The following is a 25,295-nucleotide window of genomic DNA, read 5'->3' on the forward strand; positions in this document are numbered from 1 at the left end:
TGTGGTAAGAAAAGAACATTGCTGTGGAAAGATTAGTTTTTAGAGAAACAGACTCAGAAAGTAAAGAGATAGCAATTATATCTGGCATTTTAGAAACTAACTATCCATAAAGAACGAAATGAAATACTTCAAAGATAAAAGAAAAGAGAATGAAATCTCCCACAATACTGTGACAAACCGAAAAACTCAGCGACAGATAGGGTAAATATCAACCTAATTATTTATCTTTGTTAGCTTTTAAAAGTTAGCATACTAAAAACAATAAAGTGCAATGAAAGATTTTCTGAAATTTACGTTTGCCACCATTACCGGCATCATCGTATCAGTCGTTGTTTTAGTTTTCATCAGTATTCTGGTGGTTTTCAGCATGGTATCATCTTCGGAGTCAGAAACGCAAGTACGCAAAAACTCCATTATGATGCTGGATTTGAATGGTGCACTGGCTGAACGCAGCCAAGACAATCCGTTCGATGCCCTTATGGGAGACAATTATAAGACTTATGGCCTGGATGATGTCCTCTCCTCTATCAAAAAAGCAAAAGAGAATGACGACATTAAAGGTATCTATATAGAAGCGACTTCGCTGGGTGCAGGATTTGCTTCACGCGAAGAAATACGCAATGCATTGAAGGATTTCAAGGAATCGGGAAAATTCATCGTAGCTTATGGTGACAGCTATTCCCAAGGTCTTTATTATCTGTCAAGTGTAGCCGACAAGGTGTTGCTGAACCCGCAAGGTATGGTCGAGTGGAGGGGCTTGGCCGCTACCCCCATGTTCTTCAAGGATTTGCTGGCCAAAATCGGAGTAGAAATGCAGATATTCAAAGTAGGTACCTACAAATCGGCTGTAGAGCCTTTCATCTCTACCGAAATGAGCCCTGCCAACCGTGAACAAATCGACGCTTACCTGACCTCCATCTGGGGACAAGTGACCAATGATGTTGCAGAATCACGCAAAATATCTGTAGACTCACTGAACGCCATTGCCGACCGCATGTTGATGTTCTATCCCGCAGAAGAAAGTGTGCAATGCGGACTGGTCGATACATTAATATATAAGAATGATGTGCGCAACTACCTGAAAGCGATGGTAGGCATCGACAAAGACGACCGCATGCCCGTACTTGGTTTGCAGGACATGATTAACGTAAAGAAGAACGTTCCCAAAGACAAAAGTGGAAATGTGATTGCCGTATACTATGCCTATGGAGAAATTGACGGTGGTTCATCTTCTGCCTCCAGCGAAGAAGGCATCGACTCTAAAAAGGTGATTAAAGACCTGCGCAAGCTGAAAGATGACGAAGATGTAAAAGCTGTAGTATTACGCGTAAACTCACCGGGCGGAAGCGCCTATGGTTCAGAACAGATATGGTATGCCGTCAGCGAATTGAAGAAAGAGAAACCAGTCATTGTTTCCATGGGTGACTATGCAGCTTCAGGAGGTTACTACATTTCTTGTAATGCAGACACCATCGTGGCCGAGCCTACCACACTGACGGGTTCTATCGGCATCTTCGGCATGTTCCCCAACGCAAAGGGGCTGACTGATAAAATCGGGGTAAATTTTGATGTAGTGAAAACCAATAAATACGCAGACTTCGGCATGCTGACACGCCCGATGAATGACGGTGAAAAAGGGCTGATGCAAATGTATGTGAACAACGGATATGACCTCTTCCTCACCCGCTGCTCCGATGGCCGAGGCATCAGCAAGGAAGACCTGGATAAAATTGCCCAAGGCCGTGTATGGACCGGAAGCAAGGCCAAGGAACTAGGACTGGTCGACGAATTGGGTGGTTTGGACAAAGCTTTGGACATAGCCATTGCAAAGGCCGGAGTAGATGCCTATACCGTGATGAGCTATCCGAAAAAGGAAAGTTTCTTTGAAAGCCTGATGAACACCAATCCGGGTAACTACGTCAAAGCACGCATGCTGAAAGGCACAATAGGCGAGATATACCAGCAGTTCAGCGTCCTGGAGAATTTTGACAAATGTGACCGTATACAAGCACGTGTACCCTTTGAACTGAATATTCAATAAATGGAGGAAAACTTTATCAAGATATATCATTGGCTATATCCCCTATCATGGCTTTATGGAATAGGGGTATGCTTGCGAAATAAACTCTTTGACTGGGGCTGGCTCCGGTCAAAGAGTTTTGACGTTCCAGTAATATGCGTGGGCAACCTTGCTGTGGGCGGAACTGGCAAGACGCCACATACCGAATATCTGATAAAGCTATTACAAAAAAACGGAGTGAATGTAGCCACCCTCAGTCGGGGTTACAAGCGTAAAAGCCGAGGCTATGTACTGGCCGATGACAAGAGCAATGTACGGCAAATAGGTGACGAGCCGTATCAAATTAAAAATAAATTCCCCAATGCACGGGTAGCGGTAGACGAAAACCGTTGTCACGGCATTGAGCAACTGCTGAAACTGGAAAATCCCACTGTAGAAGCCATCATCCTGGACGACGCCTTCCAACATCGCCATGTAAAAGCCGGACTGAACATTCTACTAACCGATTTTCACCGGTTACTATGCGATGATGCCTTGCTCCCTGCCGGAAGACTCCGCGAACCTTCAAGCGGTAAAAACCGGGCACAGATGGTCATCGTCACCAAATGTCCGGATGACATCAAGCCGATAGACTTCAACATCATAGCCAAACGGCTCCACCTCTATCCATACCAACAACTGTATTTCTCCAGATTCCGCTATGGAATGTTGACCCCGCTATTTCCCGAGAAAACGAACAGCTGGAAAGTGCTCTCCTCCCTCACCGGAGACGAGCAAGTACTGCTAGTGACAGGCATCGCCTCCCCCGCCCCCTTGCAGAAAGAAGTGGAATCTTACACGCCGCACGTCAAATTGCTGGCATTTGATGACCATCATGACTTTACTCCCAAGGATTTATTGCAAATAAAGGAACAATTCCTGCACCTGGAAGAGTGGAAAAGACTGATAATCACCACGGAGAAAGATGCGGCAAGGTTGAAACTCCATCCCGCACTGGACGAAACACTAAAGCCGTACATCTACGTGCTGCCGATAGAAATAGAAATCTTACAAAATCAACAATATATATTTAACCAAAACATTATTGGCTATGTTAGAGCGCATTCAAGAAACAGCAGCCTTTCTGAAGGGAAAGATGCACACCCAGCCTGAGACAGCAATCATCCTCGGTACCGGACTCGGCAGTCTTGCCGGTGAAATCACTGAAAAGTATGAGATAAGGTACGAAGAAATCCCCAATTTCCCCGTCTCTACCGTAGAGGGACACAGCGGAAAACTTATCTTCGGCAAACTGGGCCATAAAGACATCATGGCGATGCAGGGACGTTTCCATTTTTACGAGGGCTATTCCATGAAGGAAGTAACCTTCCCGGTACGTGTAATGCGCGAACTGGGTATCAAGACCTTATTCGTTTCCAATGCCAGTGGCGGCACAAATCCGGATTTTGCGATCGGTGACCTGATGATTATCACCGACCATATAAACTACTTCCCCGAACATCCATTGCGTGGCAAAAACATACCTTACGGTCCTCGCTTCCCGGATATGAGCGAAGCTTATGACAAAGAGCTGATTCGTAAGGCCGACGCCATTGCGGCAGAAAAGGGCATCAAGGTTCAGCACGGTGTCTATATCGGTACGCAAGGTCCCACATTCGAAACACCTGCGGAATACAAGATGTTCCATATTCTGGGTGCCGATGCAGTGGGCATGTCCACCGTGCCGGAAGTCATCGTGGCAAATCATTGCGGAATCAAAGTGTTCGGCGTATCTGTCATTACAGACTTGGGGGTAGAAGGTAAAATCGTAGAAGTCTCTCACGAAGAAGTGCAGAAAGCTGCGGACGAGGCGCAACCGAGAATGACAGAGATTATGCGTGAATTGATTAATAGAGCATAAGAAAGCATGAGAACAGAAATAGCTACCCTCGGTGAATTCGGCCTCATCCGACACCTCACCGAAGGCATTGAACTAAAGAACGAGTCGAGCCGATATGGTGTCGGAGATGATGCCGCCGTCCTCTCCTACCCGGCCGAAAAGGAAGTGCTCGTTACTACCGACTTGCTGATGGAAGGCGTCCATTTCGACCTTGTGTATGTACCGCTCAAGCATTTGGGGTATAAATCGGCCGTAGTCAATTTCTCTGATATCTATGCCATGAACGGCACACCGAAGCAGATTACCGTTTCCTTGGGCATATCCAAGCGTTTCAGTATAGAAGACATGGAGGAACTCTATGCCGGCATCCGTTTGGCTTGCGAAGAATATGATGTTGACATCGTGGGAGGAGACACCTCCGCTTCCTATACTGGGCTTACCATCAGCATCACCTGCATAGGCGAGGGTGAGAAAGGAAAAGTGGTCTACCGCAATGGTGCCCGCGAAACCGACCTGATTTGCGTCAGCGGCGACTTGGGTGCCGCCTACATGGGACTACAGCTTTTGGAACGCGAAAAGGCGGTGCTCAAAGGAGGTGACAAAGACTTGCAACCGGACTTCTCGGGGAAGGAGTATCTTCTGGAACGTCAACTGAAGCCCGAAGCACGCCGTGACATCATTCAGAAACTGGCAGAAGAAGGTATACAACCCACCTCCATGATGGATATATCGGACGGACTTTCTTCGGAATTACTGCATATCTGTACCCAAAGCAAAGTGGGTTGCCGAGTTTACGAAGAACATATTCCTATCGACTATCAGACGGCTGTAATGGCAGAAGAATTCAATATGAACCTGAGCACTTGTGCACTGAACGGAGGCGAGGATTATGAGTTATTGTTCACCGTCCCCATTGCCGACCATGAAAAGGTTGCCGAAATGGAAGGCGTCAAGCTGATTGGCCATATCACCAAACCGGAATTAGGCTGCGCCCTAATTACCCGTGACGGTCAAGAGTTTGAACTCAAAGCACAAGGATGGAATCCTTTGAAGGAAGAAGAAGCGGAAAAAGCATAACTATAAAACTTTTTCAGTATTTTTTCTCAAATCATAAACGCTGATAATTAGCTACATAGCCAATCATCAGCGTTTTTTATTATGAAAGCTATTGCATAGTCCAAAAGTTTCACTACCTTTGCAACCGCAAAAGAGATAAACATGGTGCCATAGCTCAGTTGGTAGAGCAAAGGACTGAAAATCCTTGTGTCCCCGGTTCGATTCCTGGTGGCACCACCAAAAAGCTTTTCAATTTTAGAAAACCCTTGAATTAGAGATAGTTCAAGGGTTCTTTTTTTACCCTCACTACGCATTTCATTACATATTTGTGAAGTTGGATTTCGCCAATTCAGTGGCTTTTTTTAAGGCTTTTGAAAAAGCCACTGAATATGTATCATACTTCATTGTTTTTCAACTATTTGACAATTCCAATCTCCGGTGTGAAAAAGTAATTTTGCACACATGACCGGATGGAGTTGAAAATGTGAAAGAAGTTTAAAAATTCGGTATTTCCCATCGGGATAAAAAAAAGGAATCGAACCCGGGATACAAAAGGCAATTCGAACTTGAGAAAAATGGGATTTTTATGGCTTTTCCACAAGTCCCCCAAAAAAGCCACCGAATTTAACACTTCGCTCCACGTCCTCATGCCATCCGGTTTTGACGAAACAATTGAATGTAAACCTCAAAAAACAAAAGTGATGAAACAGGGAACAATGAACATTCTGTTTTTCGTGCTTAAAACGAAATTGTTGAAAAACGGTGAGGCACCGGTATTGATGCGGATAACCATCAATGGAGACTATGACGATGTACGTATCCAAAGAAGCGTGCCCCTGAACTTATGGAACGCCGCCAAAGGATGCAGTAAAGGCAGGGACAGGGCATCAGTGGCACTGAACGCCTATATTGCCGAACTGCACGCACGCGCCTTGGAAAAACACAAGGAGCTGGTATTGGAACAGGCCCTGATTACCCCGAAACTGATCCTGAAACGTGTCTTCGGGAAAGACACCGGAATGCGTACACTGCTCGGTACCATGATGGAAGGCATCGGGGAAATGGAAACACTGGCAGGCATAGACTACTCTCCCGTCACGATCAACCGGTACAAGAACGTGGTGAAGAAATTGCAGCGGCTTATCCCCTCTTATTATGGCAAGGAGGATATCACCTTCCATGAGCTGACACCGGAGTTCATCCGTGCGTTTGACATTTACCTGAAAACGGAGGGGGGACTGTGCCGTAACACGATAGTCCGTTATATGAAATGTTTCAAGAAATTCACCAACATGGCATTGGCAAAGGAATGGATGCGCAAGAATCCCTTTTACGGTTACAAGATGGAGCAGGACGAGACCGATCCGGTATTCCTGACCTACGACGAGTTGCAGACCGTAATGAAAAAGAAATTCACCATCCCACGGCTCGAGCTGGTCAGGGACATATTTGTCTTCGCGTGTTTCACCGGTCTGGCGTTCTCCGATGTCGCCACTCTGAGTGGTGAAAACTTGGTACAGGACAATCTCGGGGACTGGTGGATAAGGAAGGGAAGGGTCAAGTTGGAACACCGCAGAAAAGCGTCTTCCATCAGCAACATCCCGCTGCTGCCCGTTCCACTGGCCATATTGGAGAAATACAGGGAACATCCGGTCTGCATAAAGAAAGGATGCTGCCTGCCTGTCATGTGCAACCAGAAAATGAACAGCTACCTCAAGGAAATCGCCGATTTCTGCGGCATAAAGAAAAACCTGACCACGCACGTGGCCAGGCACACTTTCGGGACGACCGTCACGCTCGCCAACAATGTACCCTTGCAGGACGTGTCCGTCATGCTCGGACATGCCTCCACACGCATGACGCAGCATTATGCGCGGGTCATGAACAGCAGCCTGAAAGAGGCGATGAACAATGTGAAGGAACGTCTGGCGCAATAGACGTACGACACACCATTAAAGCCGTCCCCGGAGGATGGCTTTTTTTGTATCAGGACAGATCAGGAATAACTGCCATTCTTTCAATTTCTTACCTGCAAATATAGCCCTTTGCCGGGTTGATTGCGCAAGGCGGCCCCTTTCAGGGGCTGGTTGGCTAAAAGAAAATCATCCTCGCTTCGCTGCGGTATTTTCTTTTGCCAAGCCTTGCGCAATCCCCTGCAAAGGACAGTCCGGCAAGTAAGAAACCGAAAAACCGGCTCCGCGGAGCCGATCATGTCAAACAAACTAAAAAAAATGAAGGTATGAACAGAGAGACGACAGGCAAAGTCCACAAAGGACAGCAGGGTGCCAATCCGAAAATGAGAATGTTGGTTTATCGGGAAAGGAGCTATCCCGCACGGGAGGTGCAAGGCAGGGACGGAAGCTATACGGTTGTCGCAGACAGCCTGGTGCCGGAACTGCTGGACGGCATCGGAAGCCTTGACCCGGCAGCTTTCAAGCTGGACGAGGAAATCGCCTGCTATTGCTCGGACGAGGAAATCCAAAAACTGGCGGACGAAGAACTGGTAGAAATAATTTATGAATGGCAACGGTTATGACTGAAACAACAACAGCAAAGGTCCGGGAAGAACAAGTAACGGGCCTTACCGCAGAGAATGCACACCGGGTCACGATGATCCGGGAAAAGGGTACGGACCATCCTCCCGTACCGTTCCATTTCAGAAAGGAGCATCATGGAACGGGCAACTATGTACACCTGTACGGAAATCCGGAAGACCGCAATGAATTGCATTCCAGGGACTTCAAAGACTGGGAAGCCGTAGCGTTCAAACATCCGGGCTATCTGGAGGATATGTGGAAACAGGCTTGCGACGCATACGCATGGAGCTCCTTCGACCCGGAGATTCGTGGCGAGACGGACATCATGATTTACGGGGAGGAGCTGCACAACGACCTGCAAATCATGCAGGAAGAGGAACGGGATACATACATCGCCGCCTACCGGCAAAAGCTGTCCGCCCAGCTCTCGGCCCTCTCACGCTGCGCCAACCCGATGGTGACGGGACGGGGCGGATTCGATTACCACAGGCAGGAGAATACGGACAGAAGCTATCAGAACCGCTACGAGGAGTTCCGCAATTGGCGGCAAAAGGTTCTTGAAGCCGTCAGACGGAAAAAGGAAGCCGCACGACCGGAGGAAGAAAAACTGGAAAAGGCATGGCAGACGCTCAAACGCGACATCAGGAGCAGCGCCGACACCATCCACGGGATTGATACCGGACAATGCCGGGGTTATAGCCGTGCCCTGTTCGTCAGCAGCATCCTGAACAAGGTATCCACCTTCGCCAATCACGGGGAAGTGGAAATCGTCCGCAGGGCCGTGGACTTCATTTCCGAATATAACGCAAGGGTAAGGAAACCCGTCATCACCCCGAGAAACAAATTCTTCCAATTGCCGGAACTTGCGGAACGGATGCGCGAAAGGCTGAAAGCGGTGCAAAGCCGGGAAAACAAGGAAGTGCCGTTCGAGGGCGGGACACTTGTATGGAACTATGGGGAAGACCGCCTTCAGATCCTGTTTGACAGGATTCCCGAAGACAACAGACGCAAGGAACTGAAATCCTCCGGATTCCGCTGGTCACCCAGAAACAAGGCATGGCAACGGCAGCTCACCTCCAATGCCCTCAGTGCCGCCAAGAGAGTGTTGAACCTTCAAAACATCTGAACCATGAATAACGACAAACTGAAATTCGTAGTCGATTCACGCAGTTTTGACGGCAGTTGCGTGACCACCATGTCTGACGGAATACACGGCGACTACCATCATGAGACACTGGAGGAACTGAGGGACAGGGAAAAGAACCCGTACCTCATAGCCGTGTCCGGAAATACCGTCCGCAAGATGATACGCATCCACCTGCAATCCCTCTGCGCCCCGTTCAGTGAGATTACGGAAGAAAGATATTTCGACTACATGGATGTCTTGCCCCCCATCCGCCATACCCGGAATTTCTTTTTCCTGGGAGAGCCTTATCATGCGGACATCTACCGGTTCTGCTTCCGGGCGGGCGGACGCTACTTCACGGGACTCCGCTCCGTTACCACGCCAAGAAAGGAACTGGAACGGCAGATGGACAACCATTACCGGAACATTACCTTCAAAGGAGACATCCTGAAAGAAAAGCCGATGGTCATCTCTGACCACGCACGGCATGCCTCTATAATTATAGTTCCTTATCTGTTTCTTGACATAAATGGCGAGAAGAAGTTCATCTGCAACCTGATGAGAGGAACGGACGAATCGTCAGGCAGGGATGTAAGGCTGGAAACCGCCAAAATCCTGCGAAGCCTGCGCCGTCATCATTTCCTCTACTTCTCCGGCTATGAGGGAAACGACGATATGGACAAGTTCCTAGGCGAAGTGATGAAGAAAAAGCACACCCTGCTGGCAAACGGCAACTTCCTCCAATATCCCGTGAACCGGGAGTCCGTGTCTTTTACCGGAACGGTCAGGGAAACAGGCGAGCCGTTCTTCTTCCGGATTTACGACAGGGAGCTGTTCCTGCACCTGTTGTACGTCCTGAGAGGCATCAAAAGGGAAAAAGCTAAAATATAACGTAACACATAACGACGGTATGGTGACTGTCTTTCCGACCCGTCACCATACTAAAAAAACAATGAAATCATGAGAACTGTGACCGAAGAATCGTTGCGACGCAGGCTGGCCCGTCTGGAGTCGGCCCTGGAAAGCGAAAAGGCACGCCTGAGAAAAGTATGCGGCGGCATCCCCTGGGGAGCCGGGATGAGGCGTACCAAATGTACCCCCTCATTCCGAAGGGAGGACGAACTGATTGGGAAAATCAAGGCGGTGAGACAGCAACTCTCCCAAATGTCCGCAGGCGGTGACAATCACACGTTTAAAGAAACAGGCAGGTGAATGCCGGCCAATTAACTTGCAAGTCAATAATTTTAAAACCAGTTACGAATATGAACACCCGATTGGCTATAATCCGTTCAGAGGGAAAAGAACATCTCTGCTACCGGGAAGAGGAATGTTTTGTCGATGTATCCTATCCGATGGTGACATTTACCAAAGGGGAGGATGATTTTGAAATTGTCAAATGCGACCATCCGTCCATGGAAGAGACTTTCCTGTATCAGGAAAGCCGTCTCTCAATCGTGATTGAAATGTACCATAACGGCTGGCCGGCATTGTCTCTGAAAGATCCCGTGACCCATGAGATATACACGGTCCTGACGGTCAACTTAGAAGATAAGGCGGCATTCTCACTGCCTGACAGGGCATTCGTGGACATCAACAACAATCCTGATGCCATGGAGTTCCTTCTGTCTAACAAATTGGCTGAGGATACAGGTTATAGACGTCAGAGCGGCTGGGTAAGCTACCCGATGGTCACACTTAACCTTCCGACGTTTTACAGGCTTGACCCACATGCCTTTAGCGCAATATTGAATATCCGGTAATCCTTCCGGGCAATGAATCTGGTATCAACAATCAAATGGAAAGAATCATGAAAAGATATGACATAAGAGTAAGGTATTCCTTCGAGGGCACTTACACGGTAGCGGCAGAAGACCGCGATGAAGCAAAAAGAATGGTAAATGACGATTGCGGTCTTGTTTTGGGCGGCGATATCCACACGACACGCGATGACGATGAAGTTTTGGACTGGGATTTCTGTATCCATCCCGACACGCGGATTCTCTCCTTGCAGGAAAGAGGCGGAAAAGGAAGTTTACCGTCAGAAGCCGTTGATTTCAGCGGCAGGATCAAGGAACTGCGGGGGGACATCATCGACGCGATACGGCAGTTGCTCCATGCTCACTGCGTGAAAGAAATTCGTCTTCCGGAAGAGGATTATGATCCGGTCTGGGTGATATGGTTTGGCAAGAACGGAGAACCATATGAATGCAGGGTGACAGGACTCCGGGTAACGGCGGACAGCCTGACCGTCCTTGCCGAAGAGAAAGAAAGCGGTGACGAGGTGCAGTGTCACAGCCCGTTTGAACTCGGCGCGAAGAACATAGACTGGCTTTATGAGATGTATGAGGCTGTGTGGCATCAACTGAGAGAAACAAACAATGTAGAATCACAAATAGAAGAACCATGAAATATCAAGCGGAAAATACCGTCTCCAGTTTCTTCTACTACATGTGGAACGCCTGGAGCGAGGAGGAATGCAAAACCGTGTATGGCGGCATGTACCCGCATTTCTGGGAAAAATGGTGCGTGGCGACAGACAAGGGCACATTCGGCGCGGCGGAACGGTTCTATCTGGAACTTTCGGAAGACAACCGCAGGCTTTTGGTGGAACGGGCCGTCTCGATATACGACGGACGAGGCCTCAGAAACAGGAACAGAAACATAAAAAATCAAACAGCATGCAGGGAAACATTATCAGTCTGATCTGCAACTCATGCGGTTGCGGTCAAACGGAAGCACAGGAATACCTGGACTCCGAAATCCGGTACCTGCGCGAATTGCAGGAGGCGGACGACCTGAGAGAAGATGACATGGAAACGGCCTGTCTCAACCTCGGTCTTGACCTTGACTACCGGGAATATTTTATCAACCGCCTCGCAGGGGCATAAAAAACTTATGGCTATGACTTATTTTCAGAACATACACTCTCTGGCGGACTTGAAGAAAGAATACCGCCGGCTGGCATTGGAGCACCACCCGGACAAGGGTGGTGACACCGCAATCATGCAACAGGTGAACACCGAGTTTGGAAGGCTTTTTGAGGCTTGGAAAGAAAAACCGGATATTCCCTCGACCTCAACCGGATATGAATATGACTATCCGGGAGCCACGGCAAAGGAATACACCAAGTATGTGTATAACGAATACCGCTGGAAAGGCCGCAATTACAAGGGGCAGCACGCTCCTGAAATCGTGGGACTGGTACGGGCATGGCTCAAGGAGACCTATCCGGGATACAAGTTCTCTGTCAGACGGGAGAATTACCACTCCATCCATATCCGGTTGATGAAAGCGGATTTCGAGGCGTTCACCAAAGAGTCCGGAAAAGTTCAAGGCGATGTCAACCACCATCATATCCATTCAGACAAATCCTTGACGGACAGGGCAAAGGATGTAATGGTGAATATCTGCGATTTCATCATGTCGTACAATTTCGATGACAGCGACCCCATGACGGACTATTTTCACACCAACTTTTACCTGACGCTCGGAATCGGAAGTTACAAACAGCCGTACAAGGTGGAACCGCCCAAACTCGGCAGCAAAGACAAGCCGGAGGTATTCAAGCATCCGGAAGGTCCGGCACACAAGGCAATGCGCCGGGCATTGGGCAAAGCGCGTTTCGGCTTCATCGAAAGCCGGAAGTATGCCGGGGAAATAATTCTGGGGGAAGACTGTTTCGGCTCACGGGGCGAAGTCTATTTTTGGCCGAAGGAATATTCAAGCGCAAAAATGGCCCAAAAACGCATCGACAAACTGGAGGAAGCCGGAATAAGGTGCGAACTCACCGGCTATAACGGAGGATACATCCGCCTGCTCGGATACACCCCTGAGATGAGAAATTCCCTGGAACGGGAACGTCAGGAGTATGCCGCCGCGTATCAGGCATGGTACTCAAAACAGAATTTAAAAACAATCTGATTCAGAAATTATGGATACAAACAATTTGGACAAGTGGTGGTACGGACTTCCGGAAAACACCAGACAGGCTATAGGAAACGATGGGATATGGGAAAAACTGGATATGCCGTCCCGTTCGGCGCTACACCGGTATTCCCGGCTTAGAATTTACGGAACGGCAAAGGACAGGGATGAGGAACGCACGCTGCTCAATGAAATCGCGTGCGGACTGGGAGACCTTGCCCTTGTCCGTAAAAACGGCATCGCTTTGGAGAAAATGTGCAACGGGAACGGGGAATTTTACGATGAATACCAGGAACAGTTCGACATATTATATGACAATTACGGACACACAATAGAAAATATAAGCTGGCCGGACTGGATCGGACATACAATTCCGACAAACAGGGAACTGGTCCGGTTATTGGAACATCACGGTTACAAACGTATGGAAATCGATACCGACAGAAGAATCCCGAAAACTTTCTATGTTTTCCGTCGTGGGTTGCACATCAACGCAAGCGAGGACTTGTCTTACCACATCGTACCGCAACAGGACAGTTTCGGACTGGGGCGTTTTGCGGTATGCGCTACCAAAGACGGTAAAAGCTCCCAGCTGGGAACTGACTGTGCCCGGCTCTTTTTGAGGCGCTTTCTTGCCTTCCTGAAGGGTGAAAGAAGCGGGAAAGAGATTATAGATGAAATATGCAACAACCGACAAACTGAACGATAGTATGAAAGCAAAAGTATTCAAGTACAGGTCTGACGGGAATACCGTCGTGGCTCCTTATATGGAACTGGAGCCGTACGCCGAGAATGTATATCTCTCCCTGTCTAGAAAGAACGAATATGGGAATGAGGACGATGACTGTTTCCATGTGGTCTGCCGGATTGAAAACGTTTATTTCTCCAGCGGGCAGTATTCACGCCGGTTCCTCAACGGAGAAAACCGCAGGGACGAAACTGCCGCCTATTGCAGGAACTGGATCGCGGATACGCTTCAGGGCGCGGAAAGAGGAGCCTTTGTCAGGTTGATCTCCGTCCGCGTGTTCGAGACTCTCGGACTTGACACCACCCCCCTGGTGCAAGCCCGTGAGGCATACAAAAGGAGGCAGGAGCAGAAACGCAGGGAACAGGAGGAGAAAGAGGCGGAAGAGCGCAGAGCGCGGGAAGAGCAACACCAGCGGCTGCTCGATGAGCAGAAACAGAAATTTCTGGACGGGGAACGAATCACGGGAGGAATGTTCCTTGAAATCACCGGAAGGGACGGTTTTGACATCCATATCAGAACCAAAGGGACATTCAACAGGCATGTAAGAGGCATTGACAGAAACGGCACCGTCAGTTTCCGGAAAATCAAAGGCTGCCGGACACCGGACTTTACCGGATGCCATAAGGCTGCGGGCGATTATCTTGCATTTATAGCAACAAGAGAGGGCAAATAATAAAAACTGGCGGTAACGGCCTGCTCCATCCGGCTGTTACCGCTGCCATCTTCCGGCCTCACAATTCACGGTTCAGCACCATTGCCAGCGGAAACATAAACTGATTATAGGCTTTCAGTTTTTGCAAATTCAGCGCATATCCGGCATAGGGATTGGTCAGATTGGTATAGAAGAATACATCGGTAAATCCCGCATGTTCCTCCACAATTTCACCATCCAACGGAATCTCCTCCACATTGAACCGCTCCAGAGGCAGTTCTTCCAGACGGGCATGCTCCGCATTACCCAATACGTTCAGGTTACGGTTAAACAGCACGAACCCTTTCTTCCTGTAATCCACACGCATACCATACGGACGCTCCACAAGGAAAGCATCCGCCGCTTTCTTTATATAGTTTTCCATGATCCTGAAATTAGAAACTGCAAAGATACACCATTTGTCCGGCAATGGCGAACAAATCAGGAAGATTATCTCCGGAAGCCATACAAGATCCCGCAACAAGGAACAACCGCATATTTTATTTCCCACCCTGCAAAGGTAGTCCCGTGTCCTGTGTACCCGTACAAGGTCAGGCCCCTGCGGGGTTGGCTGAAAGAAAATCATCCTCGCTTCGCTGCGGTATTTTCTTTCGCCAAACCTTGCGGGTACGGCCACGGGACTGTCAGGCAGGCGAGAAATAAAAATACCGGCTCCCGGAGCCGGACGTGTTTAACAGATAAAAATACAAAAGTCATGAAAATCCTGAATGAAGAACATTTCGAGAATGTAAGGCGCTATGCCGAATCCATCGGTGACACCTCGCTCCAAAAATGTCTGGAACGGTTGAAAAGCTGGGAAGAAAACCCTGACTGTCCCTGTGAAATCTCACTCTACTACGACCATGCCCCGTACTCGTTCGGCTTTACACAGCGCTATCCCGACGGAAGGACAGGTATCGTGGGAGGTCTGCTCTATCATGGAATACCTGACAGATCGTTTGCCGTAACATTGCAGCCGTTCCACGGATGGCAGATACATACCTGAAAAACATGAGACTCGACAATGACCGAAAAGCAGACTTCAGAACAGAGAATCCGAGGTCTGCTTTTTCATTTCTTGCTGTAAAGATAGCCGTTTGCCAGGCTGATTGCGCAAGGCGGCCCCTTTCAGGGGCTGGGTTGGCTGAAAGAAAATCATCCTCGCTTCGCTCCGGTATTTTCTTTCGCCAAGCCTTGCCGCAATCCCCGGCAAACAGGCCGGAAAGACACCAAGAAATAAAAATGCCTACCCATGTAGGCCGATGTTTTACTTAAAAAAGAACGGATATGGAAACACTGGATTATAACCGGCTGCTGCTTGTCTCCCTGTGGCAATACAACCACCACGGAGATGAAGGGCTGACTCCTGCACTTTTCGAAGAAACGTTCGGAAAGGTCTATGGAAGTCACTGCTACGAAAAATGGACCGGCTACTTCAATCAGAATCTCTGGGACATGATTGCCTATTTCAGAAGCGAGAAGGAGAACGGACAGAAGTTCTGTGATATGGTTGCCCGCCAGGTCAAATTGTACCAACAAAAACGATCTCAATATGAAGTACGGTAATTTTTATGATTTGGAAAGTCTGACTCTGCTCAACAGGCATGAAGGGTGTGCCTGTTCCATAAAGGAGTGCGACGTGGAGAAGGTGAACCGGCTGATTTCAAGGATGCGGGAGGACAGGGAAAGAGTCAGTTTACCGACCGCAGGGGATGTCGTCACTTATACTACCCGTGGCGGTGACTATTATCCGCAGGCACACATTGAAAGGGGCGATGACCGGGAAGTCCATATTTGCCTTCTCCCACAGACACCTTTCTGCCATGAAAATGAAAAGTGTACCGGTTACAATACGGAAGGAGGTCCTTGGGTTATAACCGGTCCGGAATTGCTGCTTCCCGATGGCATACGCAGCAAACAGTTCCGGATGTGGGGGCATACCGGAAGGCACAGGAACGGTGCCGTCCTCTTCCACACATTCGTCAGGGCATGGAAATACACGGAACCCGATCCTCTGTACGGAAAGTACACCACAAAAGAATGGACGAGATACATCATCGAGTGTCAGCCGGATATTGAACCGGCTGATGCCTTTATCTATCGGAATGAGTCATTCACCCTTTACTCGCGGGAAGAACTGGAGCGGCTGGTCGGGATTCTGCACGGAGAACTTTTCAACGGATTCCGTCCCGGTCTGTTCATACTCTGGGCATACCGTATGGAATGGAAGGAACTTCCCACATGGGAATGGAACATGCTGAAAGCGGAAACGCACCTCTTTTTCCTTGGCGTCTCCCCCGTCAAGATACGGACAGACCATAACGGACATACAGTAACCTTCTATAAAAAAACAGAACAATATGACACGCTATGAGACATCCCCAGAAGTCCGGCCACTTGAAAAGACAATCTGTGAGTTTGCAGGCTTGAACGGGTACGATCCGATGAACGTGTTCACAGATTTCCTGCGTTACGTCATACACGGATTCTCACCGGGCGCTCCTCCGCTGAAAGACTGGAGGTACAAGCGGCAGCAGAATGCCGCATTCATGAAAATGTTTGCGGAATGGGTGCGGCTCATGCAGAAGCAGCTGGAGGCCGCATCCTGGTATGACGCGTTAGGAGACCTTTTCATGGCGCTCAGTTCCAGAAAGGGACAACAGGCGCAAGGGCAGTTCTTCACTCCCGTACATATCTGCGACCTGATGGTAATGTGTACGGAAACGGACGAAAAAAAGACCGGGCAGAGGATAAACGACCCTACCTGCGGAAGTGGGCGTCTCCTGCTGGCATATCATGTACGCCACCTGGGTAATTATCTTGTCGCGGAAGATGTCAACCGTACCTGTTGCCTGATGACCATATGCAATATGCTCATTCACGGCTGCGTGGGGGAAGTCATCCACCATGACAGCCTCTGCCCCGAAAACTTCATGGACGGTTGGATGGTAAACCATACACTGACCCAGACGGGCATTCCTTCCATTCGCCGGATGAGCGAGGAGGAATATCGGACAAGCAGGAACATGTCCGTTGACCTGCTCAGAAAGCGGAAAGAGAAATTGCGCCAAATGCAGCCGGACAAGAAACAATTGCCATAAAAACATGGCAGAATTTATAAACAATAAAACGAATGATTATGAAACTGAATGTTAGCAATGAATTGAAATCCCGCCTGGTGCATGCGGCGGAAAACGGAAGTGTGATAGCCAAAGACATCCTTTCGGAAGTAAAAAAGAACGTACCGGTGGAAGAGATCATACGCGGTACTTACAACTGCTTCTCCACCAAGCGCAAGCGGACGGAAGCAGGCACGTTCAAGAAAATCCGGATCGTGTTCACGGCCTGCAGCAAGGATCTGGCCCATCCCAGTTTCCCGGACCGGAACAACCCGCAGGCACCCTGGTTCCCGGAGAACCGGACAGACCTGGAACCCTCCACGTTTGTGGAACTGTTCAGGAACCTGCCCAAGTACTCACCCGACGAAATCAATTATTTCTGTAGCGCCCTCTCATTGGACAGCAAAGTCACGGTCAGGCTGCATGAAAGCATGAACGACTTCATGGAAGCCTATCTGGAAAGCAACTACAGCCCCATCTCCGACAGTGACACATCCAGCCTGCACAGTTCCTGTATGCGGTATGAGGACAAGGCACGCAACGCCGCTGACTTCTATACCAACTTCGCCGGCGCTAAAATCCTTGTGGCAAGGGACGAGAGCAACAACATACTCGGACGGGCTGTCGTATGGAACGAGGTAACATTGTGGAAATCAATAAACACACCGATTGCCGCCTCCCTGCTGGACCGCATCTATTCCTCACACGCATTCGTCGCCGAACTGATCCGCAAGCAGGCGCAGGAGGCGGGCATCCTGTTGCGACGCAGATACAACGATTATACACATACAACGGATTTCACCGTACTGAATCCCATTGAGGGGCAGGAATGGGCGGCCGGAGACAATATACAGGTCTCATTGACGGTGAAAGTGCCCGCCTGCAGGTGGCACAAGAAAGGGGTGCCTTACCTCGACACGTTCTACAGCCTCCATCTGACGGACGGTAACCTGGAACTGAGAAATACGGAGGGCGACACGAGCATAGCCACCTGCCGGAGCACGGAAGGGCGCGCAAACAGGAGAAAATATGTATGTCCCAAATGCGGAAAGATACATTCCTTTCCGGATACGGCATTCTGCAAGAATTGTCAGGACATGTTCTATATATCCACCGTATTCGGAAAAGTACTGAAAGGCACGTCCGCGGAATACAAGGGAAAGAAATATCCGTCCTTCCTCTTCAAGAAGGGACGTCCCGTACCGGAGTTCAGACGGTACCTGCAAATCGAAAAGTTGTTCATCTCCTAAAAAGTCAGTATCATGGAAAAATTAATGGCTCTTTACAACATCTCCTCCCCCTCCGGCAAGGAGGGGAAGATGGCCGGGTTCATCATCGGGGAACTCAGGCGGATGGGGATTCCTTTCCGGCAAGACCGGCACGGAAACATCTACGCGGTCAAAGGCAACCGGAAAAGCTACCCCTGTGTCGTGGCGCACATGGACGAGGTACACCGGCGCAAGACAGGCACCTATGCGGCCCATCTTGTGGCGGACTCGATGATTGTCGGCTATGACCGCAAGCGTAAACGGATGGCCGGAATCGGCGCGGATGACAAGAACGGCATCTGGATCTGCCTGAAATGCCTGGAGGATTTCAAGGCGGTGAAATGCGCCTTCTTCGTACAGGAGGAGATAGGATGCATAGGCAGCGGCCATGCCGACATGTCCTTCTTTTCCGACTGCCGTTTCGTCATCCAGTGCGACCGGAAAGGGAACGGGGACATGGTGACACAAATCAACGGAATGAGGCTCTGCTCCAATGAGTTCATTTCAGCGGTAGATCCCCGGAGGTACGGTTACAAGCCTGCACAGGGGCTGGCTACGGATGTGGCGGCATTGAAAAGGAACGGGCTGGAAGTATCCTGCGTCAATCTCTCCTGCGGATATTATGAACCTCATACGGACAACGAGTACACCATCCTGGCGGATCTTTGCAAGTGCTACCGGTTTGTCCGGCACATCATCTGTTGCCATAAGGAAACCAGCACGCATATACCGGAAACGGAAAGAAAACCCTTCCCCGGATATTATGAACTGTTCGGAACGGCCGGATATAGCGAAAAGGATTATATCCGTCTGTCAGAAGAGTACAGATCTGAATTTACTAAAACAAGCAGGACAAGCCATAAGAACAAATTGTAATTTATCAACGACTTTAAAAACAAGAAATATGGAAGCAACAGTCATGCCGGCCACTGCACCGGTACAGAAACAGCAGGGACTCAACCAGGTAGTCATCAACAAGGTACGGCGAATGATAGAAGGCAGGCAGGGGGATGTCATGGACACCATCAACCGTCTGCTCAGTGAGGGACGGATCGCGCAGGATTTCATCGCTCCCATCGGGGTAAGCCAACGTAGCAAGGAACGCCCCGTTATCTCTTTCAAAGCGGAAGGAAGGGTACAGATGGCAATGCCCGAAGGGAACTTCAACCTACACGGCAACGCCATAAGCCAGATTTCGGAGAAGATGGGCATTCCCGCCAAATACCTGCGCGAGCTTTCCGCCGGAGATGTTTGGCAGAAACAGTTGTGCGCCACCATCCTGAACGAGCATTCGGGATGGACCGAGCGTACACGGGTACTGATACGGGCGGTAGGAATGGAAGTCCGGGGCGTATTGTCAGACTCCTACCGTCGGCTGAACTCGGTGGATATCCTGACCGCTTTCATCCGTGAGGCGGGAGGACAGGGGGCGGTCGTGTCCGATGCCTATATGAACGACACGAAAGTATGGTGTGAGACAATCCTGCCCACTCCGATAGAGATACCCACCCGTAAGAACGGAACGGTCATCATCTTCGCAGGAGCACGCTTCTCCACATCCGACTATGGCAACGGATCGGTCGATATGCGGTCGTTCCTGCTCAACGGGGCGTGCCTGAACGGGATGGTCAGGGAGTCCGTCATGCGGCAGATACACCTTGGAGGCCGATTGCCGGAATCCCTGTCCCTCTCCCAAAAGACCTACGAACTGGACACGCAGACCACCGTATCGGCTGTTTCCGACCTGACCAAAGGACTGTACAGCAAAGACACCATCATGCAGAAGGCCATCGAAATTCAAGGAGCATCGGAAATAGACGTGGATTTCGACAAGGAACTGAAGAATCTGGTGCAGAAAGGAGCCTTGTTGAAAAACGAAGGACGCGAGGTGGAAAAACTGCTGATGAACAACAATCCTGACGACGGAGTGACAGGCGGGGCCACGCTCTGGAAACTGACACAGGGAATCACCGCCTTTGCAAGGGAACAGCAGCCGGAACGCTGCCGGGAACTGCATGAAATATCGGGGCAGCTGATGAACCGGGTAAAGGTAAATTAAGAGTGGCTAAGACTAAAGCCGTGAACGGCGATGGCAAGCGTCCGTTCACGGCTTTGCATAATTTCAATCTACGGCATATAGAACAGTTCAAACTCCTCTTTTCTTCTTCTCTCTATGCCTGGAATGACTTTCCCCCGATAACAGCGGAACGATATATATTCCCTGTAAATATTCCGGTTACCATCGTCCAGTTTCTGAATCAGTCTGCTTTTAGGTATCTTGCCGTTTCCGATCAGACGGTAACAGCCTACATTAAAGCCTAACAGACTTAAAAGAAGCGAGTCTTTTCCATATTTACGGAATACGTTCAGGCACCGTTCAAGGTCGCATCTCAAAAGTGAGTCCGCCTGTGCCTCACTCAGGTTCTCGGTCAGCTTCTCATGGGGGAGCAGGCGGTGTCCGTAACCGATGTAAGGCATTTTCCCCCGGTGCCAGCCTTCCCACCGCTTGATGCAGGCTACCGCCTTATCCTTGTCAGACGGGGGATTTTCCGCCTTGCCATACAGAACAAGTGACAGAAAAATCATAATAACCGGTATTCTTTTCATGCGGCCTCCGTATTATTGTCTTCCTCCTCCGCATCCTTTCCATTGAAATCATATGTCAACTGTTGCAGATTTCCCCAATTGTCTTCAAAATAGAGGTCTATGGTCTGTGATTCCTTGCCGCTCTGCGAGGTATAGTAAAGACGGAATTTCCATTCGTTCAGCAAATAACGATCATTGGGTTTCAGTACCGTTCCGTCCTCCATCTTCAGACTGCCCTTTCCGTCGGGCTGGAAATACCTCAGCGTATAGACAGTTCCGGAAAAGTTTCCTTCCGGCTTGATTTCCAGACGGATTTCCACCGTCTCACCGTTTACGATTTCGTCCGCCACCGGCATGGACTCCACCGTGAACGGGTATTCTTGTCTGATATCCAGCTCATTGTCACAAGCGACAAGGGCAAGAAAGGAAAATACCATGCAACAGGCTGTCATCATAAAATCAAGGATTCTTCTTTTCATGGGTATATGTTCTTTTTAAGGTTAGAAAATGTATTTGACTCCGGCTCCATACTGGAAATGGCAGCGGCCGGAAGCGCCACCCCATACAAAACGTTCACGCAGGCGTATCAGCAGGGCTATCCTGTCCGACAGGTATCCCTCCGCTTCCAGTGTCACCGCGCCTCCATAGATGAAGGACTCATACTTGCGCAAGGAAGCTCCGTCATCCAACAGGCGGTTTCCGTTGTTCACGGCCTCGTAGCCCAGCAAGGCGGAAGCGCCGAGGTTCAGAAAGAAAGACTTGCCGGATGTGGAAAGGATTGTATGATAATAACCGCCTTCCCCTGTATATTGCGACAGTGGGACATACGTGTTCCGGTAAGGGTTATTACGTTGTAGCATCTCACAGCCAAACACCCACTGGTTCCCTTTCTTTGTGTAAGTGGCAACAGCCAGCGAAAAGGCGTAGCCCGCATCATGGCGGTCTGCCCGGCTGTAAAAGCCGTCGGCCATTTCAGCGGTAAAGCGGACGGCTTTCATCCCCGGCAGCCGGCGCTGGGCTTCCGCCTGCCCCGTAAAGAGGGCAAGCAGGAGGATAATGAAGATGAAGTTTCTTTTCATGGCACTCATCTTACTTTCAGTTCATTGACAGTCTCGGCGCGTACAAGGTCTTCGTTCTCCACCTCAAACGACTGATGGCGGCCACCCTGTTTCTCGTACATCTCCACGACCAGCTTCTTGCCGTCGGGGATGGTGAACTTGGGCAGGGCGAACACCGTCCGCTCGTTCTTCTTCCCGTCCACACGGGTCACATAGTTGAAGGCACGCAGCGGATAGATGACCTGCTCCTGCATGGCGGTACGCTTCACGATTTTCTTGTCTACAATCTTGAAAGTTACGAAGTCCACATCGAAAGGCACGTGCGTGGCGTTCTTCACCTCGGTATGGAAATAGAGCAGCTCGCCGTGTGCGTAAAGCCCCTTGAGCAGGTATTGAACCCCGAACCGCTTGCTGCCGATGTGCTTGACCTTGCGTTTGTCCTGCCCATACACGGATTTCATGATCAGCCGTACCAGACGGGGCGACTCCCCGGCGAGTTCCTGCAAGTAGATTTCCATCGCATTGTTCGGACGGTTAACCGACTCCCCGTCATGGATGAAGTCGCACATCTCCACGTTCAGCAGCAACGGCTCGTCGGCATACTTGACGTTGAATGTGTAAAAGTTGCCGTCCTCGGTTATCACGCTCATATTGGTTTCATTGCGGAAATGTTTCCGGGTCGCCTTCACACGGATGACGTTTTCCGCACCGTCCGCCTTGCCCGCTATCAGGTTGGGGGAACCCAAATCCACGTATCTTACGGGAGAGGGGAAAATTATATGTACGGTCTTGTCATACGTGATTTCCAGACCATGCGGGGGAATCATTTGGCTGAAGCCGATCTTGCGGCTCAATCCCTCGTAATAATCCCCGCTGCCTTGCTGCGCGTATGCAGCCACTGCGCCCATAATCAGGGCAAACATCATCAGAATCTTCTTCATGTGCGTTCTTGATTGGTTGGTGAATAAATGGTTGGTTTCTTTTCTCTTTTCATTTTTCGGGAGAGTGCAGCAACAGCCGGTGTCCGGCTTTCAGGGTGATTTTCACCGCACGCATTTTCTTTTCCACATATTGCGACACGCCCTGTATTACCCCCTTGCCCACGTCCGAGGCAATCTGCGCCCCGGCATCCGTCGAAATGTTGATGCTGCTCCCCATTGAGGTGCCCATACCCGCGGCTATCTCACGCGCCGCATCATACTCCATCGAGTTCGGCACGAGGATTCCCTGCTGTCCGTCGGCATCATATACCTCCAGTTCCACCGGAAACAGCGTGCCCTTGTATTCCACCGTTTCTACAAGTATGTCCATCCGCTCCCCCTGGATGCGTGTACCGCCGGTCAATACCGTCCCTTGGGGAATGAGCCGGTCGTCCACCGCCATCGGCTCCAGCAACCGGATGCGCAACACCTGCCCGTCCGATACGGTCTGCGTACCGTGTACACAGGCGGCGATGGTATTCCTGCCGGAAGGGAGTGTCCTGCCTATAGGGGTGTGGAAACCGGTATTCCTCTCTCCCGCAAATTCGGCGATGAAATCCTCATTGCCCATAGGTTGTGCAAGCGATGACACCACCTGATTCTGTACCTGTTTCACCGGGCGGACGGCTGTCCTGTCTTTCCGGTCGCTCCGGCCATTCACGGCAGCCGGGGCATCCGGCTGCTTCCCGTTGTACCGGGCGGCCAGCTCGTAAGACTTTTCCAGCAGTGCCATCTTTTCTTCCAGGGTCTGTCCTTCCGGTTGTCCTTCCGCCGGTCTCTTTTCTTTTTCCAGTTCCTCTATACGGCGGAGCAGATCGGCATTTTGTTGGTTTTCATTCCGGGTATATACAGCACCCAGCGAGCGGTTCATATTCCGGTAGGCTTCCGCGGAGGAATGGACGGAGCCGGGGGATTTCCCCGTTTCCGGTTCCGGCGGAAGTTCCGTGTTGGCTTTTCCTGCGGTAAGGCCGGCAGTATCCTGACTGTCCTTGTTGAGCAGCTCGGACATCTCCTGGAAGGTTCCCCTGCGCCATTTTTCCTTTTTCGCCAGTGCTTCCTGCTCGTAGGCGCTTACCTTGTCGCCCTCCATTTCCGAATCTTTCGGCGAGGGCATCTCCACGTTGAATCCCTTGCCCTTTTCCTTTTCCGCCTTCTCCTTTTCCGACGGGCTGAATACCAGCAGGAGGAATCCGGCGCACAGCAGGCAGAAGAGCGGATAGACAATATACCTCGCGCGTCGGCGCTTCTCTTCGGGAGTCAGCGGCTTGTCACTCGACAGCCCCAGCCGTTCCCTGATTTTCTGAAAGTCCATTTTCATGTTTCTGGATGTTTGAATGAATGGTTGTTGTTTCCGGCCGTAACATGACGGGCCGGATATGCCCGGTTTTCATGTCGCCCTTCCGTTCCCCCAAACGGGACACGGAAGAGACAACCGAGTACAGACAGGCTGCCGTGAACAGAAGCGAGACGACACTTGTCAAGACAATGCGCTGCTTCCCGGTCAGCCGGCGGCAGAACAGCCGGATACGGCTGTCCGCACGTTTTAAGACGGCAGGTTTCCCTCTCATCGTTCCACACTCCTTATATCCCTGTTCTCCAGTATGGTGAACTGCTCGATGATGAACCCGTTGGGATTGTCGTCCGAACGCCCCGTATTCTGGAGCGAACAGGAGGTGACAAGGCTTCGCTCGGTCACGTTGCTCTCACGGATGATCAGCTGCCGGGCGTATGTACGCGCCTTGTAGGGATAGGCGGCAAAGTCGCACACCACGCTGTCCACGTGTACCACCTGGTTGATGTTGCCCGAAATCAGCCGGTTGTAATATCCCTTTTCGGCAAAGTCCACATAGTAGTGATAGGCGCTCTTGTCCGCCAGTTGCAGGGCACGGCCTATATTGTGCTCGATCGCGTCCTTCTGCGGGGAGAGCGAGAAGAACAGTTCGTGAAAACGCCGGACGTGTTCCCGCGCCTCGGCGGGGCGGTTCTGTGAAAGATCCTGCGAGAGGGCGAGCATCAGCGACTTGCCCTTATCCAGCACATAGATCTTTTCCCGTTGCTTCTCGGCGAAACGGTACGAGCTCCACAACGCATAGCCGGTAATGAGCGCACAGCAGCCGGTAAAGACAGCCAGCATCAACCGGATACGCCTGAAGCTGCTCTCAATGTTGGTCAATGACTTGAATTCCATTTAGCGAATGATTGGTTTGAATGAATAAATAAATGTTTCCGGTATGACCGGGCGGCTCCTTCCGACAAGTCGCCCAACCCGGTAATCCAAGTTGCCCGACTCAGAACCGTGAGTT

32 protein-coding genes and 1 tRNA gene are annotated in these 25,295 nt (G+C 50.3%); 24 read left to right on the forward strand and 9 right to left on the reverse strand.

What is annotated here, in order from left to right:
* The first annotated feature begins 271 nt into the window (after positions 1 to 271).
* The 6 genes from sppA (at position 272) to DWZ03_RS15440 (ending at position 6,892) form a co-directional block, all read left to right on the forward strand.
* Positions 272 to 2,041 carry a signal peptide peptidase SppA gene (gene sppA, locus DWZ03_RS15415; protein ID WP_120130382.1) on the forward strand — a complete coding sequence of 590 codons (1,770 nt, stop codon included), beginning with the start codon at positions 272 to 274 and terminating at the stop codon, positions 2,039 to 2,041.
* Positions 2,042 to 3,172 carry a tetraacyldisaccharide 4'-kinase gene (gene lpxK, locus DWZ03_RS15420; RefSeq protein ID WP_120130383.1) on the forward strand — a complete coding sequence of 377 codons (1,131 nt, stop codon included), beginning with the start codon at positions 2,042 to 2,044 and terminating at the stop codon, positions 3,170 to 3,172.
* Complete coding sequence (locus DWZ03_RS15425) at positions 3,111 to 3,920, forward strand: purine-nucleoside phosphorylase (RefSeq protein WP_005835556.1); 810 nt, start codon at positions 3,111 to 3,113, stop codon at positions 3,918 to 3,920. Before lpxK ends, DWZ03_RS15425 begins: the two co-directional genes overlap by 62 nt.
* 6 nt (positions 3,921 to 3,926) lie before the next feature.
* The gene (thiL, locus tag DWZ03_RS15430) at positions 3,927 to 4,976 is read left to right on the forward strand and encodes a thiamine-phosphate kinase (protein WP_005828671.1); all 1,050 of its coding nucleotides are present in this window, start codon (positions 3,927 to 3,929) and stop codon (positions 4,974 to 4,976) included.
* Positions 4,977 to 5,119: 143 nt separating this feature from the next.
* Positions 5,120 to 5,195: transfer RNA gene (locus DWZ03_RS15435), tRNA-Phe, on the forward strand.
* Between the two features lie 461 nt (positions 5,196 to 5,656).
* Positions 5,657 to 6,892, forward strand: a complete 1,236-nt coding sequence (locus DWZ03_RS15440; RefSeq protein WP_117678159.1) for a site-specific integrase — start codon at positions 5,657 to 5,659, stop codon at positions 6,890 to 6,892.
* Positions 6,893 to 6,972: 80 nt separating this feature from the next.
* Here the strand turns inward: DWZ03_RS15440 and DWZ03_RS20465 are convergent, their stop codons facing one another.
* On the reverse strand, positions 6,973 to 7,167 hold the full coding sequence (locus DWZ03_RS20465; protein WP_081342751.1) for a hypothetical protein: 195 nt from the start codon (positions 7,165 to 7,167) through the stop codon (positions 6,973 to 6,975).
* 27 nt (positions 7,168 to 7,194) lie between these two features.
* Between DWZ03_RS20465 and DWZ03_RS15450 the strand changes: the two genes are divergently transcribed.
* The 11 genes from DWZ03_RS15450 to DWZ03_RS15500 all read left to right on the forward strand — a co-directional run bounded on the left by DWZ03_RS15450 (position 7,195) and on the right by DWZ03_RS15500 (position 13,963).
* On the forward strand, positions 7,195 to 7,491 hold the full coding sequence (locus DWZ03_RS15450; RefSeq protein ID WP_070737847.1) for a hypothetical protein: 297 nt from the start codon (positions 7,195 to 7,197) through the stop codon (positions 7,489 to 7,491).
* Positions 7,476 to 8,618, forward strand: coding sequence for a hypothetical protein (locus tag DWZ03_RS15455; RefSeq protein WP_117681687.1), 1,143 nt, complete (start codon positions 7,476 to 7,478; stop codon positions 8,616 to 8,618). The genes DWZ03_RS15450 and DWZ03_RS15455 overlap by 16 nt, the downstream gene beginning before the upstream one ends.
* 3 nt (positions 8,619 to 8,621) lie before the next feature.
* Positions 8,622 to 9,509 carry a hypothetical protein gene (locus tag DWZ03_RS15460; RefSeq protein ID WP_117678146.1) on the forward strand — a complete coding sequence of 296 codons (888 nt, stop codon included), beginning with the start codon at positions 8,622 to 8,624 and terminating at the stop codon, positions 9,507 to 9,509.
* Positions 9,510 to 9,578: 69 nt separating this feature from the next.
* A complete protein-coding gene (locus tag DWZ03_RS15465) occupies positions 9,579 to 9,830 on the forward strand; it encodes a hypothetical protein (protein WP_005634966.1) in 252 nt (83 codons plus the stop codon).
* 50 nt (positions 9,831 to 9,880) lie between these two features.
* The gene (locus DWZ03_RS15470) at positions 9,881 to 10,378 is read left to right on the forward strand and encodes a DUF4313 domain-containing protein (protein WP_025017653.1); all 498 of its coding nucleotides are present in this window, start codon (positions 9,881 to 9,883) and stop codon (positions 10,376 to 10,378) included.
* A 47-nt stretch (positions 10,379 to 10,425) separates the two neighbouring features.
* Positions 10,426 to 11,025, forward strand: a complete 600-nt coding sequence (locus DWZ03_RS15475; protein WP_038607716.1) for a hypothetical protein — start codon at positions 10,426 to 10,428, stop codon at positions 11,023 to 11,025.
* Positions 11,022 to 11,321, forward strand: a complete 300-nt coding sequence (locus tag DWZ03_RS15480; RefSeq protein WP_005637786.1) for a hypothetical protein — start codon at positions 11,022 to 11,024, stop codon at positions 11,319 to 11,321. Before DWZ03_RS15475 ends, DWZ03_RS15480 begins: the two co-directional genes overlap by 4 nt.
* Entirely contained in the window at positions 11,297 to 11,506 is a 210-nt protein-coding gene (locus DWZ03_RS15485) for a hypothetical protein (RefSeq protein ID WP_005802673.1), read from the forward strand. The genes DWZ03_RS15480 and DWZ03_RS15485 overlap by 25 nt, the downstream gene beginning before the upstream one ends.
* Positions 11,507 to 11,519: 13 nt before the next feature.
* Positions 11,520 to 12,539 (forward strand): LPD29 domain-containing protein, encoded by a 1,020-nt coding sequence (locus DWZ03_RS15490; RefSeq protein WP_117884371.1) that lies wholly within the window; start codon positions 11,520 to 11,522, stop codon positions 12,537 to 12,539.
* Positions 12,540 to 12,549: 10 nt separating this feature from the next.
* Positions 12,550 to 13,251, forward strand: coding sequence for a hypothetical protein (locus tag DWZ03_RS15495; RefSeq protein WP_117884310.1), 702 nt, complete (start codon positions 12,550 to 12,552; stop codon positions 13,249 to 13,251).
* Position 13,252: 1 nt separating this feature from the next.
* Complete coding sequence (locus DWZ03_RS15500) at positions 13,253 to 13,963, forward strand: hypothetical protein (RefSeq protein ID WP_117884312.1); 711 nt, start codon at positions 13,253 to 13,255, stop codon at positions 13,961 to 13,963.
* Positions 13,964 to 14,021: 58 nt separating this feature from the next.
* Here DWZ03_RS15500 and DWZ03_RS15505 read toward each other — a convergent pair whose 3' ends face one another.
* Positions 14,022 to 14,366: a hypothetical protein gene (locus tag DWZ03_RS15505; protein ID WP_117678144.1), complete on the reverse strand. Its 345-nt coding sequence runs from the start codon at positions 14,364 to 14,366 to the stop codon at positions 14,022 to 14,024.
* 330 nt (positions 14,367 to 14,696) lie between these two features.
* On the opposite strand from DWZ03_RS15505, the gene DWZ03_RS15510 reads away from it, so the two are divergent.
* The 7 genes from DWZ03_RS15510 to DWZ03_RS15545 all read left to right on the forward strand — a co-directional run bounded on the left by DWZ03_RS15510 (position 14,697) and on the right by DWZ03_RS15545 (position 20,427).
* On the forward strand, positions 14,697 to 14,987 hold the full coding sequence (locus DWZ03_RS15510) for a DUF4120 family protein (protein ID WP_005942846.1): 291 nt from the start codon (positions 14,697 to 14,699) through the stop codon (positions 14,985 to 14,987).
* A 281-nt stretch (positions 14,988 to 15,268) separates the two neighbouring features.
* Entirely contained in the window at positions 15,269 to 15,547 is a 279-nt protein-coding gene (locus DWZ03_RS15520; protein WP_005636603.1) for a hypothetical protein, read from the forward strand.
* Positions 15,534 to 16,355: a DUF4121 family protein gene (locus DWZ03_RS15525; RefSeq protein WP_005636601.1), complete on the forward strand. Its 822-nt coding sequence runs from the start codon at positions 15,534 to 15,536 to the stop codon at positions 16,353 to 16,355. Before DWZ03_RS15520 ends, DWZ03_RS15525 begins: the two co-directional genes overlap by 14 nt.
* Entirely contained in the window at positions 16,342 to 17,082 is a 741-nt protein-coding gene (locus DWZ03_RS15530; RefSeq protein ID WP_007851225.1) for an N-6 DNA methylase, read from the forward strand. The genes DWZ03_RS15525 and DWZ03_RS15530 overlap by 14 nt, the downstream gene beginning before the upstream one ends.
* Positions 17,083 to 17,114: 32 nt before the next feature.
* On the forward strand, positions 17,115 to 18,350 hold the full coding sequence (locus DWZ03_RS15535) for a hypothetical protein (RefSeq protein ID WP_117678143.1): 1,236 nt from the start codon (positions 17,115 to 17,117) through the stop codon (positions 18,348 to 18,350).
* A gap of 12 nt (positions 18,351 to 18,362) precedes the next feature.
* Positions 18,363 to 19,244, forward strand: a complete 882-nt coding sequence (locus DWZ03_RS15540; RefSeq protein ID WP_005828711.1) for a hypothetical protein — start codon at positions 18,363 to 18,365, stop codon at positions 19,242 to 19,244.
* Between the two features lie 28 nt (positions 19,245 to 19,272).
* Positions 19,273 to 20,427, forward strand: a complete 1,155-nt coding sequence (locus tag DWZ03_RS15545; protein WP_005828713.1) for a hypothetical protein — start codon at positions 19,273 to 19,275, stop codon at positions 20,425 to 20,427.
* Positions 20,428 to 20,495: 68 nt separating this feature from the next.
* Here the strand turns inward: DWZ03_RS15545 and DWZ03_RS15550 are convergent, their stop codons facing one another.
* The 7 genes from DWZ03_RS15550 to traK are packed head-to-tail and all read right to left on the reverse strand — an operon-like array spanning position 20,496 to position 25,180.
* A complete protein-coding gene (locus tag DWZ03_RS15550) occupies positions 20,496 to 20,975 on the reverse strand; it encodes a glycoside hydrolase family protein (RefSeq protein WP_117678142.1) in 480 nt (159 codons plus the stop codon).
* On the reverse strand, positions 20,972 to 21,433 hold the full coding sequence (locus tag DWZ03_RS15555; protein WP_005828717.1) for a DUF3872 domain-containing protein: 462 nt from the start codon (positions 21,431 to 21,433) through the stop codon (positions 20,972 to 20,974). The genes DWZ03_RS15550 and DWZ03_RS15555 overlap by 4 nt, the downstream gene beginning before the upstream one ends.
* A gap of 21 nt (positions 21,434 to 21,454) precedes the next feature.
* Entirely contained in the window at positions 21,455 to 22,042 is a 588-nt protein-coding gene (locus DWZ03_RS15560) for a conjugal transfer protein TraO (protein ID WP_117678141.1), read from the reverse strand.
* Positions 22,039 to 22,953 (reverse strand): conjugative transposon protein TraN, encoded by a 915-nt coding sequence (gene traN / locus DWZ03_RS15565; RefSeq protein ID WP_117678140.1) that lies wholly within the window; start codon positions 22,951 to 22,953, stop codon positions 22,039 to 22,041. The genes DWZ03_RS15560 and traN overlap by 4 nt, the downstream gene beginning before the upstream one ends.
* Before the next feature lie 49 nt (positions 22,954 to 23,002).
* Entirely contained in the window at positions 23,003 to 24,310 is a 1,308-nt protein-coding gene (traM, locus tag DWZ03_RS15570; protein WP_117678139.1) for a conjugative transposon protein TraM, read from the reverse strand.
* Positions 24,261 to 24,560 (reverse strand): TraL conjugative transposon family protein, encoded by a 300-nt coding sequence (locus DWZ03_RS15575; RefSeq protein ID WP_005656892.1) that lies wholly within the window; start codon positions 24,558 to 24,560, stop codon positions 24,261 to 24,263. The genes traM and DWZ03_RS15575 overlap by 50 nt, the downstream gene beginning before the upstream one ends.
* Positions 24,557 to 25,180: a conjugative transposon protein TraK gene (traK, locus tag DWZ03_RS15580; protein ID WP_005636947.1), complete on the reverse strand. Its 624-nt coding sequence runs from the start codon at positions 25,178 to 25,180 to the stop codon at positions 24,557 to 24,559. Before traK ends, DWZ03_RS15575 begins: the two co-directional genes overlap by 4 nt.
* Between the last annotated feature and the right edge of the window lie 115 nt (positions 25,181 to 25,295).

Origin of the sequence: Bacteroides sp. AF29-11 (assembly GCF_003602895.1) — a bacterium.
Classification (GTDB): domain Bacteria; phylum Bacteroidota; class Bacteroidia; order Bacteroidales; family Bacteroidaceae; genus Bacteroides; species Bacteroides uniformis.

Coding starts and splice junctions, on each gene's coding strand:
- sppA (WP_120130382.1), top strand. CDS start 272: ATGAAAGATTTTCTGAAATTTACGTTTGCCACCATTACCGGCATCATC.
- lpxK (WP_120130383.1), top strand. CDS start 2,042: ATGGAGGAAAACTTTATCAAGATATATCATTGGCTATATCCCCTATCA.
- DWZ03_RS15425 (WP_005835556.1), top strand. CDS start 3,111: ATGTTAGAGCGCATTCAAGAAACAGCAGCCTTTCTGAAGGGAAAGATG.
- thiL (WP_005828671.1), top strand. CDS start 3,927: ATGAGAACAGAAATAGCTACCCTCGGTGAATTCGGCCTCATCCGACAC.
- DWZ03_RS15440 (WP_117678159.1), top strand. CDS start 5,657: ATGAAACAGGGAACAATGAACATTCTGTTTTTCGTGCTTAAAACGAAA.
- DWZ03_RS20465 (WP_081342751.1), bottom strand. CDS start 7,167: ATGATCGGCTCCGCGGAGCCGGTTTTTCGGTTTCTTACTTGCCGGACT.
- DWZ03_RS15450 (WP_070737847.1), top strand. CDS start 7,195: ATGAACAGAGAGACGACAGGCAAAGTCCACAAAGGACAGCAGGGTGCC.
- DWZ03_RS15455 (WP_117681687.1), top strand. CDS start 7,476: ATGGCAACGGTTATGACTGAAACAACAACAGCAAAGGTCCGGGAAGAA.
- DWZ03_RS15460 (WP_117678146.1), top strand. CDS start 8,622: ATGAATAACGACAAACTGAAATTCGTAGTCGATTCACGCAGTTTTGAC.
- DWZ03_RS15465 (WP_005634966.1), top strand. CDS start 9,579: ATGAGAACTGTGACCGAAGAATCGTTGCGACGCAGGCTGGCCCGTCTG.
- DWZ03_RS15470 (WP_025017653.1), top strand. CDS start 9,881: ATGAACACCCGATTGGCTATAATCCGTTCAGAGGGAAAAGAACATCTC.
- DWZ03_RS15475 (WP_038607716.1), top strand. CDS start 10,426: ATGAAAAGATATGACATAAGAGTAAGGTATTCCTTCGAGGGCACTTAC.
- DWZ03_RS15480 (WP_005637786.1), top strand. CDS start 11,022: ATGAAATATCAAGCGGAAAATACCGTCTCCAGTTTCTTCTACTACATG.
- DWZ03_RS15485 (WP_005802673.1), top strand. CDS start 11,297: ATGCAGGGAAACATTATCAGTCTGATCTGCAACTCATGCGGTTGCGGT.
- DWZ03_RS15490 (WP_117884371.1), top strand. CDS start 11,520: ATGACTTATTTTCAGAACATACACTCTCTGGCGGACTTGAAGAAAGAA.
- DWZ03_RS15495 (WP_117884310.1), top strand. CDS start 12,550: ATGGATACAAACAATTTGGACAAGTGGTGGTACGGACTTCCGGAAAAC.
- DWZ03_RS15500 (WP_117884312.1), top strand. CDS start 13,253: ATGAAAGCAAAAGTATTCAAGTACAGGTCTGACGGGAATACCGTCGTG.
- DWZ03_RS15505 (WP_117678144.1), bottom strand. CDS start 14,366: ATGGAAAACTATATAAAGAAAGCGGCGGATGCTTTCCTTGTGGAGCGT.
- DWZ03_RS15510 (WP_005942846.1), top strand. CDS start 14,697: ATGAAAATCCTGAATGAAGAACATTTCGAGAATGTAAGGCGCTATGCC.
- DWZ03_RS15520 (WP_005636603.1), top strand. CDS start 15,269: ATGGAAACACTGGATTATAACCGGCTGCTGCTTGTCTCCCTGTGGCAA.
- DWZ03_RS15525 (WP_005636601.1), top strand. CDS start 15,534: ATGAAGTACGGTAATTTTTATGATTTGGAAAGTCTGACTCTGCTCAAC.
- DWZ03_RS15530 (WP_007851225.1), top strand. CDS start 16,342: ATGACACGCTATGAGACATCCCCAGAAGTCCGGCCACTTGAAAAGACA.
- DWZ03_RS15535 (WP_117678143.1), top strand. CDS start 17,115: ATGATTATGAAACTGAATGTTAGCAATGAATTGAAATCCCGCCTGGTG.
- DWZ03_RS15540 (WP_005828711.1), top strand. CDS start 18,363: ATGGAAAAATTAATGGCTCTTTACAACATCTCCTCCCCCTCCGGCAAG.
- DWZ03_RS15545 (WP_005828713.1), top strand. CDS start 19,273: ATGGAAGCAACAGTCATGCCGGCCACTGCACCGGTACAGAAACAGCAG.
- DWZ03_RS15550 (WP_117678142.1), bottom strand. CDS start 20,975: ATGAAAAGAATACCGGTTATTATGATTTTTCTGTCACTTGTTCTGTAT.
- DWZ03_RS15555 (WP_005828717.1), bottom strand. CDS start 21,433: ATGAAAAGAAGAATCCTTGATTTTATGATGACAGCCTGTTGCATGGTA.
- DWZ03_RS15560 (WP_117678141.1), bottom strand. CDS start 22,042: ATGAGTGCCATGAAAAGAAACTTCATCTTCATTATCCTCCTGCTTGCC.
- traN (WP_117678140.1), bottom strand. CDS start 22,953: ATGAAGAAGATTCTGATGATGTTTGCCCTGATTATGGGCGCAGTGGCT.
- traM (WP_117678139.1), bottom strand. CDS start 24,310: ATGAAAATGGACTTTCAGAAAATCAGGGAACGGCTGGGGCTGTCGAGT.
- DWZ03_RS15575 (WP_005656892.1), bottom strand. CDS start 24,560: ATGAGAGGGAAACCTGCCGTCTTAAAACGTGCGGACAGCCGTATCCGG.
- traK (WP_005636947.1), bottom strand. CDS start 25,180: ATGGAATTCAAGTCATTGACCAACATTGAGAGCAGCTTCAGGCGTATC.